11 protein-coding genes and 5 tRNA genes are annotated in these 14,558 nt (G+C 40.1%); 5 read left to right on the top strand and 11 right to left on the bottom strand.

Translation table 11 applies throughout. The features are described 5' to 3' along the window. Positions 1-10: 10 nt before the first annotated feature. The 5 genes from C2M25_RS15540 to C2M25_RS15520 all read right to left on the bottom strand — a co-directional run bounded on the left by C2M25_RS15540 (position 11) and on the right by C2M25_RS15520 (position 607). Positions 11-87, bottom strand: a tRNA-Pro gene (locus tag C2M25_RS15540). A 125-nt stretch (positions 88-212) separates the two neighbouring features. Beyond that, positions 213-289: transfer RNA gene (locus C2M25_RS15535), tRNA-Pro, on the bottom strand. A 15-nt stretch (positions 290-304) separates the two neighbouring features. Continuing rightward, a tRNA-His gene (locus C2M25_RS15530) sits at positions 305-380 on the bottom strand. 23 nt (positions 381-403) lie between these two features. Then, a tRNA-Arg gene (locus tag C2M25_RS15525) sits at positions 404-480 on the bottom strand. A gap of 50 nt (positions 481-530) precedes the next feature. Then, positions 531-607: transfer RNA gene (locus C2M25_RS15520), tRNA-Pro, on the bottom strand. A gap of 341 nt (positions 608-948) precedes the next feature. Between C2M25_RS15520 and folD the strand changes: the two genes are divergently transcribed. Next, the gene (folD, locus tag C2M25_RS15515) at positions 949-1,803 is read left to right on the top strand and encodes a bifunctional methylenetetrahydrofolate dehydrogenase/methenyltetrahydrofolate cyclohydrolase FolD (protein WP_063706811.1); all 855 of its coding nucleotides are present in this window, start codon (positions 949-951) and stop codon (positions 1,801-1,803) included. 51 nt (positions 1,804-1,854) lie between these two features. Here folD and C2M25_RS15510 read toward each other — a convergent pair whose 3' ends face one another. Then, the gene (locus C2M25_RS15510; RefSeq protein ID WP_105181503.1) at positions 1,855-2,739 is read right to left on the bottom strand and encodes a DMT family transporter; all 885 of its coding nucleotides are present in this window, start codon (positions 2,737-2,739) and stop codon (positions 1,855-1,857) included. 136 nt (positions 2,740-2,875) lie between these two features. Continuing rightward, on the bottom strand, positions 2,876-4,255 hold the full coding sequence (gene cysS, locus C2M25_RS15505) for a cysteine--tRNA ligase (protein WP_105181502.1): 1,380 nt from the start codon (positions 4,253-4,255) through the stop codon (positions 2,876-2,878). 178 nt (positions 4,256-4,433) lie between these two features. Here cysS and C2M25_RS15500 point away from each other — a divergent pair, with 178 nt between their 5' ends. The 3 genes from C2M25_RS15500 to C2M25_RS15490 all read left to right on the top strand — a co-directional run bounded on the left by C2M25_RS15500 (position 4,434) and on the right by C2M25_RS15490 (position 6,553). Next, positions 4,434-4,925, top strand: coding sequence for a peptidylprolyl isomerase (locus C2M25_RS15500; protein WP_054562080.1), 492 nt, complete (start codon positions 4,434-4,436; stop codon positions 4,923-4,925). A gap of 55 nt (positions 4,926-4,980) precedes the next feature. Beyond that, positions 4,981-5,715 carry a UDP-2,3-diacylglucosamine diphosphatase gene (locus tag C2M25_RS15495; RefSeq protein ID WP_105181501.1) on the top strand — a complete coding sequence of 245 codons (735 nt, stop codon included), beginning with the start codon at positions 4,981-4,983 and terminating at the stop codon, positions 5,713-5,715. A gap of 85 nt (positions 5,716-5,800) precedes the next feature. Next, complete coding sequence (locus C2M25_RS15490; RefSeq protein WP_158679731.1) at positions 5,801-6,553, top strand: transporter substrate-binding domain-containing protein; 753 nt, start codon at positions 5,801-5,803, stop codon at positions 6,551-6,553. Here C2M25_RS15490 and C2M25_RS15485 read toward each other — a convergent pair. From C2M25_RS15485 to C2M25_RS15470, 4 genes are all read right to left on the bottom strand, one after another. Next, entirely contained in the window at positions 6,543-8,447 is a 1,905-nt protein-coding gene (locus C2M25_RS15485; RefSeq protein ID WP_105181499.1) for a sensor histidine kinase, read from the bottom strand. The genes C2M25_RS15490 and C2M25_RS15485 overlap by 11 nt on opposite strands. 5 nt (positions 8,448-8,452) lie before the next feature. After that, on the bottom strand, positions 8,453-10,696 hold the full coding sequence (locus C2M25_RS15480; RefSeq protein ID WP_105181498.1) for an EAL domain-containing protein: 2,244 nt from the start codon (positions 10,694-10,696) through the stop codon (positions 8,453-8,455). A 216-nt stretch (positions 10,697-10,912) separates the two neighbouring features. Further along, positions 10,913-11,665, bottom strand: a complete 753-nt coding sequence (gene miaE, locus C2M25_RS15475) for a tRNA isopentenyl-2-thiomethyl-A-37 hydroxylase MiaE (RefSeq protein ID WP_105181497.1) — start codon at positions 11,663-11,665, stop codon at positions 10,913-10,915. A 125-nt stretch (positions 11,666-11,790) separates the two neighbouring features. Then, positions 11,791-13,620, bottom strand: a complete 1,830-nt coding sequence (locus tag C2M25_RS15470) for a HEAT repeat domain-containing protein (protein ID WP_105181496.1) — start codon at positions 13,618-13,620, stop codon at positions 11,791-11,793. A gap of 321 nt (positions 13,621-13,941) precedes the next feature. Here C2M25_RS15470 and C2M25_RS15465 point away from each other — a divergent pair, with 321 nt between their 5' ends. Next, positions 13,942-14,541, top strand: a complete 600-nt coding sequence (locus C2M25_RS15465) for a Yip1 family protein (RefSeq protein WP_063706798.1) — start codon at positions 13,942-13,944, stop codon at positions 14,539-14,541. Positions 14,542-14,558: the final 17 nt, after the last annotated feature.

Below are 14,558 nucleotides of genomic sequence, written 5' to 3'. Positions count from 1 at the left end.
TTTCTAAAAGTGGTCGGCGATGCAGGATTTGAACCTGCGACCCCTTGGACCCAAACCAAGTGCGCTACCAAACTGCGCTAATCGCCGATACTGAGAGAAGTTTTGAAAATAAAGACCACTTAAGAAACGCGGTCGGCGATGCAAAATTTGCACCTTCAACTGAATTGGATATACCCAAAACAATCGTTCTTTGACCTTGAACTTTCTAAAAGTGGTCGGCGATGCAGGATTTGAACCTGCGACCCCTTGGACCCAAACCAAGTGCGCTACCAAACTGCGCTAATCGCCGATATCTTAAGTAAATTGGGGTGACTGATGGGGCTCGAACCCACGACAACCGGAATCACAATCCGGGGCTCTACCAACTGAGCTACAATCACCACGGCATTTACATATTTTCAAATGGCGCACCCGGAAGGATTCGAACCTTCGACCAACGCCTTAGAAGGGCGTTGCTCTATCCAGCTGAGCTACGGGCGCATCGAAAACTTCATAAGTTTGCCTGTAAGCGCCGCTTCTTAAAGAAGAAGTGGTCGGCGATGCAGGATTTGAACCTGCGACCCCTTGGACCCAAACCAAGTGCGCTACCAAACTGCGCTAATCGCCGATGCTTACCGTTGTTTGCGAGTGACCTCGTTAACAACGGGGTGCATAATAGTGATTTGACCGAGTTAGGTCAAACATTTTTTTAAGAAAATAATTCAATCGGTCACTTTTAGCTCACAATGGTTAAATATTGCAAATATAAGCTAAAATTTGAACTCTTTTTTATAAAGTAGCGCTTTATATAAGATTGCATCTTGGCGCTATGATGCTTTTCTGCGAAAATACGTAACATAAATAAATATGATCAAACAAACATGATTTGTGTATCCACGCCCCCTTTATTGGATAATCATATTTAGATGTATCAGTATCAAGTTAACTAACCCCAATGAAAGGTCACCCATGACGGCAAACATCATCGATGGTAAGGCAATAGCTAAACAAGTACGCAGCAATGTAGCAGAGCGAGTTGCAGAGCGTGTAGCGAATGGATTACGCGCTCCTGGACTAGCAGTCGTGCTAGTTGGTCAAGATCCAGCTAGCCAAGTGTATGTTGGTTCTAAACGTAAAGCATGTGAAGAAGTCGGCTTTGTATCTAAGTCTTACGATTTACCTGGCGACACGACTGAGCAAGACTTACTTGCATTAATAGATCAACTAAACGAAGACAAAGAAGTAGACGGTATCTTAGTACAGTTACCTTTACCACAAGGTCTTGATGCTGAAAAAATTCTTGAGCGCATCACACCACATAAAGATGTTGATGGTTTCCATCCTTATAACATTGGTCGTTTAGCACAGCGTATGCCGGCACTTCGCCCTTGTACGCCAAAAGGGATTATCACCCTACTAGACTCAACGGGTGTTCGTTATAAAGGTATGCACGCAGTTGTTGTTGGCGCCTCAAACATCGTTGGTCGTCCTATGTCACTTGAGCTTTTACTTGCTGGCTGTACTACAACAGTATGTCACAAGTTCACTCAAGATTTAGAAACTCATGTTCGCCGTGCCGACTTATTAGTTGTAGCGGTGGGTAAACCTGAGTTCATTCCGGGTGAATGGGTTAAAGAAGGCGCTATTGTGATTGATGTGGGTATTAACCGTCTTGAATCAGGTAAGCTTGTTGGTGATGTTCAGTATGACGTCGCGGAACAAAAAGCACATTTCATTACCCCTGTACCAGGTGGTGTTGGACCAATGACTGTGGCAAGCTTAATTGAAAATACGCTTGAAGCATGTGAAAAATATCACAGCTAACAAAAAATTATGTTCGTAAAAAAGGCTGCCAATTGGCAGCCTTTTTTGCTTTTAAGTTTTTTGTTGTTTGAACTGCTTAAGTTTTAGCATCTGGGGGAGCACTGAAAACACAATCATCATAAACATTAATAGGTATTGCCAGTCTTGATATTGTTCGTTTATGAGCAAAACAGCACATACTATTCCTGCAATTGGGTTAGCTATCGTACCGAATGAAAACTCAGCCACAGTCATGCGTCCTAATAACCAAACATACAAAATATAAGCAATTGCGGTATTGGGCACGATTAACCAAAAGAGCGCAGAATATTGCAGCGCTGAAACAGGCTCGAATACCACTTGGTATTGCTCTGGGTGAAGTAAACTGCCATCAATAAACGCAGCCAATAACAAAATAGTGCCCCCAATAATTAACTGCCAAGTAAGTACCACCCACCAATGTATGTGCACCGACAAACTTTGTACTAAGGTGCTACCAATCACAATTGTCAGTAAGGCACCCAATAAAGCCGCTACTCCCAATACATTTAATGCCACGTGTGCGGGATCAAACAACAACCACGCCAATACCACCAGCGCCATAGCGCAAAAAGCTTGAATTTTTGCAGGTCGCTGCCCTTTGCTAAGCCAAGCATATAACAAAGCCACAACCGGCACTGACACCATCCCTACCCCAGCAATCGCAGCAGGAAGATTCACCGCCATAATAAAAATAAACGCAAAAAATAGCGCGATATTCACCGCACCTAAAGTCAATAAACTAAGCCACTGAGAGCGGGTCGGCAAACTAGGTTTAAGTAATAAAAGGAGTAGCCCTGCAGGCAGTGCTCGCAATGCGCCTAATAAAAGTGGCGGCCAATCTGGTGTCGCGTATTTGGTCACCGCATAGGTGGTACCCCATAAAAAGGCGGGGATCATGGCAAATAAAATATTCAATGTCTGTCCTTGTTAATACGAAGAGATGACAAGGTAAAACCTCAAGTAGAGTTGAGGTCAATAGCTGTATTGATTAAAAACAAAAAAGGTTGCCTCGTTGGCAACCTTTTTTAATGAGTCATATTTCGATGGATACTTAAGCTTTACGCCATGTTGTTTTACCAGCAGAATCTTCAAGTACCACACCAAGTGCATTCAATGCATCGCGCGCTTCATCAGCTGCCGCCCAATCTTTGCTTGCGCGAGCTTCATTACGTTTTGCAATTAATGCTTCAATATGTGCTACTTCGTCATCAGCTTGACCACCTTGTAAAAAGGCTTCTGGGTCTTGTTGTGCAACGCCTAGTACTTCTGCAACACTGCGCAGAACATAAGCAAGTTTACCTGCTTGCTCTGCATCGCTGTCTTTAACACGGTTTAGCTCTTTTGCTAATTCAAATAATACTGGTAGTGCTTCAGGGGTGTTAAAGTCATCATCCATCGCTTTTCTGAATTTAGCCACATATTCATTGCTAGCTAAATCGCACTCGATTGGCGTTACGCCACGCAATGCAGTGTAAATACGTTCAAGTGACGAACGTGCTTGCTCAAGGTTTTCTTGCGAATAGTTAAGCTGGCTACGGTAATGACCTGAAATTAAGAAGTAACGAACTGATTCAGCATCGTACTCTTTTAATACGTCACGTACGGTAAAGAAGTTGTTTAAAGACTTAGACATCTTCTCTTTATTAACCTGAACCATACCTGTGTGGATCCACGTATTAACGTACTTGCCGTTATTTGCACAGCATGACTGAGCAATTTCGTTTTCATGGTGCGGGAACTGTAAATCTGAACCGCCACCGTGAATATCAAAATGCTCACCTAAGTGCTTAGAGCTCATTGCCGAACATTCGATGTGCCAACCTGGACGGCCTTCACCCCATGGTGATGACCAAGATGGCTCACCTGGCTTGGCTTTTTTCCAAAGCACGAAATCAAGTGGATCTTGCTTATCTTGTGCAACTTCAATACGTGAACCGGCTTGTAGCATGGTTAAGTCTTGTTGCGATAACGCACCATATTGCTCAAATGTAGACACATCAAACAATACATCGCCATCTGCGGCAACATACGCATGGCCTTTGGCAATTAAACGCTCAACCATCGCGATGATTTCATTCATATGGTTTGTCACCGTTGGCTCAACATCAGGACGCAGCATATTTAAGCTGTCGAAATCTTCATGCATTGCTTTGGTCATACGAGTCGTTAAATCATTAATTGACTCACCATTTTCGTTTGCACGCTTAATGATTTTGTCGTCAACATCAGTGATGTTACGAACATATTTTAAATCGTAACCAATGTGACGTAGGTAACGAACAATAACGTCAAAACCAACGAAAGTACGCGCATGACCAATGTGACAGTAATCATAAATGGTGATACCACACACGTACATGTCGATTTTGCCATCAACAAGGGGTTTAAACTGCTCTTTTTGTCGCGTAAGTGTGTTGTAAATTTGTACCATTTATAAAATGTCCTTAACGGTGTTTCGAGATTCTCTATGGTAACACTTGCAAAGCCGCTGCTCTAGCGCTTTATCAATTGAATAAGCACTTTGTTAACCGTTTTAAACAAGCTCTTTGTTAATCCAAGGCAACTACTATAAAATAGCCCCATTATTAAACCTGAATATAGGAAACCTCATGGTTGTACTACACACAAACTTTGGTGACATCACTATCAAGATGCACGAAAGCGATGCACCAAACACTGTTAAAAACTTCTTAGAGTATGCAAACGCTGGCTTTTACAACGGCACTATTTTTCACCGTGTAATTGATGGTTTTATGGTACAAGGCGGTGGTTTTGAGCCTGGTATGGTTCAAAAAGAAGTAAACAACCCTATCGAAAACGAAGCAAACAATGGCCTTGCGAATAAAGTAGGCACATTAGCAATGGCACGTACGCCGGATCCACACTCAGCAACTGCGCAGTTCTTTATTAACGTTAACGACAATGACTTCTTAAACTTCAGCAGTGAAACATCACAAGGCTGGGGCTACTGCGTGTTCGCAGAAGTTGTTGAAGGTATGGACGTGGTAAACAAAATCAAAGGTGTTGCTACTGGCAGCGCGGGTTTCCACCAAGACGTACCTCTTGAAGATGTCATCATCGAAAAAGTAACGGTTAGCTAATTTAATCGTTTAGTCTTTTTAAGCGGGCCTGTTGCCCGCTTTTTTGCGAGTAACCATGAATCAAAGTTATTTTATTGCCGATCTCCATTTAACAGAAAACCGCCCCGACATCACAGCGGCATTTTTTGATTTTCTTGATAGCAAGATTATTAATGATGACGTTGATGCGCTGTATATTTTGGGTGATTTTTTTGAAGTATGGGTCGGTGATGACTATCAAACTGACCTTTCAAAGAGTGTTGCCGCACGTTTATGCCAAGTCAGTAAAAGTGGTACGGAGGTGTTTTTTATCCATGGTAATCGCGATTTTATCATGCGAGAAGACTATGCTAAAAGCGCGAGTATGACTTTATTGCCTGAGCAAGTTGTTATTGATTTATACGGTACTCCAACAGTTATCTTGCACGGTGATGAAATGTGCACTCAAGATATTGAGTATCAACAGTTTCGTAAAAAAAGCCGTGGTTGGTGGTGGCCAAAATTAATGCTTGCTATGCCGCTTTGGTATCGCAAAAAGATTGCCCGCAACGCCCGAGAAAAATCAAAACAAAGTCAAGCCGGCAAAGCATTAGAAATCCTAGATGTGACTGAAGATGCAGTATTAGCCATGTTTGAAAAACATCAGGTTGCTAATATGATCCACGGCCATACCCACCGCCCGAATGTGCACCATTATAATCACGCAGGTAAAACACTAACGCGCACAGTGTTGGGTGACTGGTATGAACAAGGGTCATACTTAAGAGTTACACCTGAGCAGCAAAAACTAATCCATTCGCCCTTTAAATAGCCAGTATTTTAACTATGCTTTAAACAGTATTGTAAAAAACGCATTATCTATGATGAGTCGATTAAGCTGTTTTTGTTGCTGTTTTTTGTTTAGCTTTTCAGTCCATAGCCAAACTTGGCAACTGGTCACTGAACCATACCCGCCTTACTTTATTAATAATAAGAGCGAGCCGGGTTGGTTGCACGAAGTCATTATTGCAGCACTTAAAAGCCAAAAACACCAAGCAACGATTGAATACACCCATTGGGCGCGCGCTTTAAAACTTGCTAAGCGCCATAAACGTGTTGCTGTACTAGGGGCTTTTTATACAGAGCAAAGGGCTAGAGAATTTAGCTACTCACAACCCTTAGCAACTGCTCATACGGTATTATTTAAGCAGGCTGGCAAAGACATCACCTTTACCGGATCACTCTATTCATTAAAGCCATATACAATCAGCAAAGGCGAAGATTATGTGGTGAGTGACGAATTCGAACAGCATCCTGAACTGACCATAACAACTACAGATAGTTTGATTGAAAGCTTATTACTGTTAAAGCATGGCCGTGTTGATTTAGTTGCCGGTACTAAAGAGGTCGCACTCTATTGGCTCGACAAGAGCGAACGGTTACAGCAAGCAAAACAAACAGAATTAGAAATAATTAGCCCCTACCTTGCCACTCAGTATTTACATGTGATCACCAAAAAAGATCACCCTCACGCTGAGCTATTTCAGCAAAGCTTATATTTAGGCGTGCAGTCTCTAAAAAACTCGGGAAAGCTGGATGAAATACTTAAAAGCTATGAACTCAGTGCTGAAGAAATTGCAAGCATCCATCAATTATTAGCTAAACATTAGCGCTTGTTGAAATACTAATCGGTAGCGTGATTTTAAACTGTGTTGCAATGTTTTCTGGCAGTTCATTAGTTGCGACTAAGCTTATCTTACCTTTTAGAACACTTGTAACCCACTGATGAACAAGATACAACCCAAGCCCAGTGTGACCGTGTTTTCTTGATGTGGTGAAGAAAGGATCAAATAGCTGTTCTCGCAAGGATTCATCTATACCTGAGCCATTGTCAGACACTTTAATACATAATGTATTGTCACTTTCTAGATAAACAGCTAACTGAACCTGCTTTGTGTCATGCTCATTAAAGGCATGAGAAATTGCATTGACGATTAGGCTTTCTATAATTTGTGAAATAACCCCAGGTCGACTCGTGATGTCTTGTTTGACATCGATGTGCGTTTCAATTGTTACTTTAGAGGCCTTAAAGCGAGATTTTAAACCCAGTAGAAGGTCATGGGTGACTTTTTCGATATTAAAGCTAACAAGTTGATCATTCGAGCGATCATGGGCCATTTCTTTAAAGCTTTTCACATGAGCGATCGCTTTATCTAAATTTACTTTTGAGAGCGACAAATTATCGGCAATACGTTCAACACTCGTTTCTAAAAACTGTTTTGTGAAGCCTTGGTCAATTTTATCTTTGAGTTGTTGATTAATTAACTGTGCATTTGATACTGAAATAGCAGCGCCACCTAATGGGGTATTCATTTCGTGGGCGACACCGGCCACCATTAAACCGAGTGATGACAACCTTTGCGCTTCAATCAACTCCCCCTGTAATTGATGCTGCTGTTTTATATAGCGTTGTAATTTGCTATTAGCCGCTACCAGTTCCTGCTGCTCATTTTCTAAATTTGCTGTTGCTTTAATGATTTGACACTGGTCACGATAACTACGCTTTAAATACAAACCAGCAATAGTAATTAGACAAACAGCACATGCCAAAGCAATGCCAAATGACCATAAAAATATCTCCCTCAGTACTGATTTGTCCGCTTTTACCAGCACAATGACATTACTCAAAGCATTGTCATTATTATTACCGAGATTCATTTTTAAAAAGCTGGTTGTACGACTATGCGATGTAATAAGTTGCTGCGTTTTCGGTAATTCAGCAATTGTTTGCCATAACTGATCATCATCTTCGCTGAGAGTGAGTTGTGGCTTATCTAACATAAAGCCCCACTCTTTCTTACTATCAGGATTTAACAACCAATAGCCTTCGCCATTAACCAATTGTATTTGAGCTTGCAAAGTACTCAGTGACTTAATTTGTTGTAAGGTTTTCGATAGGTCAAAATTGACAACAATTAACCCATCTAACACAAAAGTGTCGTTCGTGGTTCGATAGGATGCGCGCAATGTCGGCTCATATGGGGCGACGACAACGCCGCGTTCAACATTTAAATCTATTGGCGTGATGTATACATCACCTTTACTGTGCGCAATTCCTTCAGTGAAGTAATAACGATTACCTTTATTTTGCAACTGTTGTGGTGCCACAACTTGGGCTTTACCAGCTTTAAAATTAACGCGGTACCGTTCTTGGCCCTGGCTATCTAACCAACGTATTTGAGAAATGCTGTCAGCAGCTAAACCAAAATTAACAAAATGAGTTTGTATTTGTTGTTCAAGTTCAGCGTCGGATACGTGGCGTTTTAGCGCTTCGTCAGCCACCAGCAATTTAACCACTTTACGCACATCACCCAACTCTCTGCTAAAGGTATTATGCGCTGCAAGTAAGGTGTTATCTTGTAATAGTGTGACATTACTTTTTTGTATTTGGTATTGCAGTAAATAAACCATAGCGCTTATAAATAAGCTGCCAATGACAATAACCACAAATTTTATAAGTAGCCTTTTCTTTAGTAACTCATATTGGTGATTTACTTCTACCATAATAGTTAGTTAGACCGGCCCTTTAGCCACTGCAATGCATCATCATAAAACATGGGTTTAGCGTAATAATAACCCTGCCCTACACTACAACCAGCTTCAACGAGCCAAGCGTACTCAGCCTCCGTTTCAATGCCTTCCGCTGTTACTTCAAAACCGAATTTTTCTGCTAATAGCATAATCATTTCGATAATATGTTGATTAGACCTCGAGTCTTGAATATTGCTCACAAAACAGCGGTCTATTTTTATATTTTGTGCTGGTATTTCACTAACATGGGCGAGCGATGAATAACCTGTCCCAAAATCATCAATGCTAATTTTTATCCCTAAACCGGCAAAACGACATAAACATGCATTGATCTTTTCATAGTTAAAAATTGCTTGGGTCTCTGTTACTTCAAGCTCAAGTAACGAAGGTGAAATGCCATATTCCTCTATGCGAGCTGCTATCTCGACAAAATAATCCTCTGATAACAAATCAAAGGTAGAGGCATTAAACGCGATTGGCAGACTAAAACCCTGATCTGCAAATTGCTGAATCGATTGCATTATTTTGTCGAAAATTAATTTGTCTAACTCACTAATAAGCCCTGCGGTTTCGGCAAGGTCAATAAACTCATCGGGACTGACAAATGATCCATCGTTTCTTTGCCATCGAGCCAGCGCTTCAAAACCAATGACCTCATTAGTAATTAAATTAACCTTAGGTTGCAGCGCTACTTGGAGCTCTTTGTTACGTATTGCTGTACGCAGTTCTTGCATCAACTCATAGCGCCGTGTAATAGCTTTTGTATTTTCTAGCGTGTAATAAAGTAATTGAGCTCTTTGCGTGCTCTCATCATTAAGAGTGGACTCTGCTAAATTGAATATTTGCTCTGCGTTATGATCAACAAATGCGATTAATTGCATAACCAAAATACGCACATCTAAAAACTGCTTTACCCCATCAATTTCAAAAGATTGGCGTTTTAGCGAATCAACCATGCTCTCATCTTCGAATGCATGACTTGAGACTAGAACGCCCAAACTATCACTTTTAAATAAGGCGATTCGGGGGTGATACGGCGCTAATTTTTGTAGGATATTTTCGCGCATTTTTAGATGTGTTTTTTTACAAAAATCATGGCCAAATCGGAATGACTTCTCATCAAACTGTAAAATCTCAAAAACCACTAATTGAGTTTCAGCTTGCTCATATTTATTCATATTATCGATTTCGCGCTGAAGCCAATTTCGATTGGGGATGTTCAACGTAACATCGGTATAAGCAAGTTCTGTCAGCCGGTTCATGAGTGCAATATTTGAAAACCCAGTACTCACATTTTCGCTAAACACTTTTAATAAGAAAACATTATGCTCGTCGATGGGAACATCTGATTTAACAATAGTAATGTAGTGATGGATATCCACTTCGCAGGTGTCAAAATAAAAAACACTATAATGCTCTGAAAAGGCATGCTCTTGAGTGATTCTTGCTTGGGTGTAACATTGCTGTGCTTCATCAGACAGTAAATCGAGAGTCAACTCTTTACCATCCAGCCCTCTGAAACAACCATTACTGGTAATCACTTTTGGCTGTTTATTTAAATCGCTTCCATCACCAACACACAATACCCCTCCGCCTTGCGACAAACGAAGGATCTTACTTATTTCGTCTAGTACGGCTTGTGAAAATGCCCGGATATCATGTTTGCTATTAATACTTCTTGCCGCATCAAGTACTAATTGCAGCCCTTGTTTAGCATTTGAGATTTGTGAAATATATTGATAAGTACGCAGGTGACTGCTGACAATCGATTTTAGCTTATCTACTGTCAGATCAGATTTATTCCAATATTCATCGATATCAAGTGACTCCATCACTTGCGGTTCTGGAGCAAAACTTGGCTGCCCGGTTAAAAGCACAATGCGTATATCGTTGTTACCAAGAACGTGACGAATAGTATTTACGAGTCGAAGACCTGAATCATCTTCTTCCATCACCACATCAAGAAACACTATTGCAATGTCTTTATGGCGCGACAAAACGGAGGATGCCTCTGACACTGAGTTCGCGGTCAACAGCTCTAATGCTTCATTATTACCAAGAGGTATAGCATTCAAGCCATTTAATAATGCTTGTTGGTAATTTAAATCATCCTCAACAGTCAGTATCTTCCATGTTTTAAGACTTTGCGTTTGCTCTGGAGTGTTTTCTTTAAACTCGAAAGGCACATTAGAATCACGCTTAACTTCTCCTTTTGACAACATACGCTTCTAACTAATCATGATTACGAAAACATAAGCAAAATATAGTGCAAAATTTAAATACGGTACAAATTTTTCATTAAAATATATAGCAAATAGATATTAGAAATATAATGAGAATTAATTAATTACGGTAAGTTTAAAGCTAATTTCTAAAGAGGTTGGCTTGTATAAGGTAGGTAAAGCTAAAGAGCACCAAACAGGTGCTCTTGGTGGTTTTTACGCTGGCACGCCACTATGAAATTTAAAGTCTTCATCTGGGGTTGAAATTAACTCAGCTTCAAGTTGCCCAAAAAATTCAACACGGTCAGTGATATCAAACTCACTGATTTCTTGTGCAAGAGTTAAATAATCTTGGTAATGACGCGCTTCAGAGCGCAGTAGTGAGATATAAAAATCACCTAAACGCTTATCAACATGAGGGGCTAATTTAGCAAAGCGTTCACATGAGCGGGCTTCGATATAAGCACCGATAATTAACTTATCAACCAAAGCATCAGGCTCGTAAGTTTTCACATGGCGCAGCATCCCTTTGGCATAACGACATGGAGTAATACTTTTATATTCAATACCATATTCATCCATGATCTCAAGGACTTGATAAAAGTGATGTAGTTCTTCTTTAATGAGCATCACCATTTTATCGATAAGGTCTTGCCCGTATGGTGAATTCGATTTTGGGATCATTGATTTAGTCAGCTTGTTTTTATCTGCAAGCTCACGCCAATCTCCTTCTCGCTTATACACAAGCGTTTCAAATGGTTTTAACCACTCAAGTAAAGCATCACTACTTTCTTTATCAACTGCATACTTACGAATTAAAAACATGGCAGACTGAGCTGCTTTTAATTCGCAGATAAGATGGTCGATTAAAACCACATCTAAGTTTTCTTTTTTGGTTGCCGCAGCAATCCACTCATCGGGTGTTTCGCACTTTAAAAAAGCATTAATCGGTTTTAATAATTCGTCCAATTTTCTTACTCATCATAAGTATTTGTTTTCAAACAAACACTAAACTATCAATTTAAAACTAGCGTTATTCTACCACAATGCATTAAAACTTAATTAATTGAGATCAACTGCTGCTATCAGTTTTACTATTTACAGTTTGCCATTTTAAGGCCATCGCTCGGGTTAAAAATAACAGCTCCAGAAACAGTATTTATTAATATTGAATCATCACTTATTTTCCATGATGTTCTTGGTGCACCTGGTAATCGATAAAAAGGTTGAATAAAGTAACCGGCGTTAGTTTTTTGTAATCTATAAATTAAGCCATTATTTAATGACATATGCGCAAGCCCGGTAATAACATAAGCAAACTCACCGACTACGTATACATCCTCAATGTTTTCCGTTAGCAGAGTGTCAGTTAGTCTTCCGCTTTGAAAAACAACAAGCTCGCCACCCCATTCACCTCGATTATCACCTATCAGCCAATTTTCGCCATACTTTGCAGCTATAGCTGGTACTAAGATACTTTCATCAGATGAGCAGTAATCGCTGTAAAACTGGTAAAACTCTTTGTTAGAGCACATTGGATCTTTGTACTGAAAAAACGCTAATTTATTGTCTTTATCATTGTACTGCTTTGTTTCCACTGATTCGGAAATTTTTGGGTAATCAGTAATATCACAAGTGTGGTTTTCTTCTCCTAACTGCTGATAATCAAAAAAATCAGAGGCTAGATTTTGATTTTTGCTTATGGAGTCATACTCTTTGCCCATTTTAATCGCGACTACTGCTTTTTCAGCGTAGTCCCTTAAAGGTTTAAACCAATGATTAGTAGCGACTCTCTCAAGATCAACAAGGGTGGTTTTATCAGAAAGTAGCCTTAACGCTTTCACTGCTGCATAAACCTGCTGCCAATCAGAAGGGTTCGACAGCTGCTTTCTAAGCTCAGGAATCGCTTGAAAATAACCAATGTACCCCAGTGTTAAAGAAGCATTAATACGGTCTTCCCAGTGTTCTGAATTTAAAAACTGCATCACTCTACCACCTGCATTTTTACCTGCAGTTCCTAATTCAGAGATATCATTAAACACCATAAAATTTCTATCTTGAAAAATAGATTTATTTTTCTCATTCGTTAACTGATTAACCAACATCTCAGTTGCTAAAGAACTTTTCATGTTCTGTAGAGCCATTAAAGCAGAGCCGGAAAACTCAATATTCTTTTCAGCATATTGGTGTATCTGATTGGCTATTTGTGGGTTTACGGTCATGTAGCCAATGACTGATAGTGCGGTATGCCTAGCATGTAAATTGATCTTTTCATTCTTTGCTAGACTAAATAACTGCATTGCAGATTGATCGTCTGCAACTTTTGTCCAACGTTGGTAATTGTAGAAGACTTCTCTAAATCCTCTGAACTCCTCTTCAGAGCAGTAGCCATAACAACGAAGACCTTCGATTAAATATGGAATGCCTTCCACCCCTAATCTATTAAATGCAGTGCCTATTTGGTTTGAAGCGGATTGAACTCTTTTCAATTCAGAAACTAGATATTTACCAGCATCATCCCCTCCAACATACCCGAGCGCTCCATATGACCAACCTCCGCCGCCATTAAGCTCAATATTGTTCTGGATAACATGCTGGATTATTGAAAAGTCATTTGCATTTAGATCTTTGATATCCGCAATCAAACTGTCAGCAACTTTACGACGATTAGGGTTATCTTCACCAGTGAGTTTAGCTAGTGGTAATAACGCATCTCGGCCAAAAGACTTGAGCTTGTCTCTTACGGCGTCATCAACCTTTCCTGCCCCCCAAGCTTTCCCTTCAATAGCAGGGATCAAAGCAATACATGACTCTATAGTATTACAACTGGTATCATCGCTTGCCCTTAATGATGACGCGAGAATTAAAGAGCTTATTAACAAGCTTATCTTGATAAAACCAATATATAAGTCCCTTATCAACATAACTTCCCTTTTACTTTAGATGTCAAAATAATAATCGGACTAAATTTACCACTACTTTAACACGCTGCAAAATAACGGCTGTTTTGCAGACCAAAATTTTTTCAGTTCAGGTTTGAAATCTCAGACACAAAGTTAAGTTTTAAACTTTTTAAGTGACCCATATCAGTGCAAGCTAATTTTCTATATGCACTAAAGAGTTACATTTTATCGACCATTTCGATTATTGCAGCTTCTTGACAAGGTTTAATTACTGAACCATAACTTAATCAAAGCTGTACAAAAATAAAACAGCTCACATTCCTTTTTACAGGGGCATTGATTATGATTCTAAACCACTTATGGGGCTTGTACGCCCACCCACTTGAAGAATGGCAAACAATTGATAACCGCCACGAAAGCTTGCGCTATAGCTTGTCGCACATTTTATTAATTGCCAGTATTCCTTCAATTATGGGCTACTATTCATCTGTATATTTAGGTTGGAGCATTGGCTCTGGCGATGCAGTTTTTTTAACCCATGATAGTGCATTACTTATTGCTATCGCGATGTACTTTGCATTGATTGCGGGCGTTTTTGCACTTGCTTACTTAGCACATTGGATGGCCGTTACCTTTGGTGCAAAACCCACCTTTACACAAACTTTAGAGCTCGCTGCATATACAGCAACGCCGGTATTTATGTCTTCATTTGCGGCATTTTTACCTGAACTTTGGTTTGTGGTGTGTGTAGGCCTTGTAGCACTTGCCTACTCTGTTTACTTGCTTTACACGGGAGTGCCAATTTTGATGCACATTCCTGAAGAGCGAGGCTTTATTTATGCCAGTTCGGTGGTCACGTGTGGGCTGATATTACTGGTAATTATTTTAGCTGCGACAGCTATCTTATGGACTAATGGAATCGTCCACCCTATGTTTACCTGAGTACATTGTTATTTTCC

The sequence above is a fragment of the Pseudoalteromonas sp. T1lg21 genome, assembly GCF_002964625.1.
Classification (GTDB): domain Bacteria; phylum Pseudomonadota; class Gammaproteobacteria; order Enterobacterales; family Alteromonadaceae; genus Pseudoalteromonas; species Pseudoalteromonas gelatinilytica.
Note: the sequence above shows the minus strand (reverse complement) of the source record. Positions and strands in the feature narration are given on the sequence as shown.

What these genes read in the sequence shown, in the direction of transcription:
- folD (WP_063706811.1), top strand. Translation starts at nt 949, where the DNA reads ATGACGGCAAACATCATCGATGGTAAGGCAATAGCTAAACAAGTACGC.
- cysS (WP_105181502.1), bottom strand. Translation starts at nt 4,255, where the DNA reads ATGGTACAAATTTACAACACACTTACGCGACAAAAAGAGCAGTTTAAA.
- C2M25_RS15500 (WP_054562080.1), top strand. Translation starts at nt 4,434, where the DNA reads ATGGTTGTACTACACACAAACTTTGGTGACATCACTATCAAGATGCAC.
- C2M25_RS15495 (WP_105181501.1), top strand. Translation starts at nt 4,981, where the DNA reads ATGAATCAAAGTTATTTTATTGCCGATCTCCATTTAACAGAAAACCGC.
- C2M25_RS15485 (WP_105181499.1), bottom strand. Translation starts at nt 8,447, where the DNA reads ATGGTAGAAGTAAATCACCAATATGAGTTACTAAAGAAAAGGCTACTT.
- C2M25_RS15480 (WP_105181498.1), bottom strand. Translation starts at nt 10,696, where the DNA reads ATGTTGTCAAAAGGAGAAGTTAAGCGTGATTCTAATGTGCCTTTCGAG.
- C2M25_RS15470 (WP_105181496.1), bottom strand. Translation starts at nt 13,620, where the DNA reads ATGTTGATAAGGGACTTATATATTGGTTTTATCAAGATAAGCTTGTTA.
- C2M25_RS15465 (WP_063706798.1), top strand. Translation starts at nt 13,942, where the DNA reads ATGATTCTAAACCACTTATGGGGCTTGTACGCCCACCCACTTGAAGAA.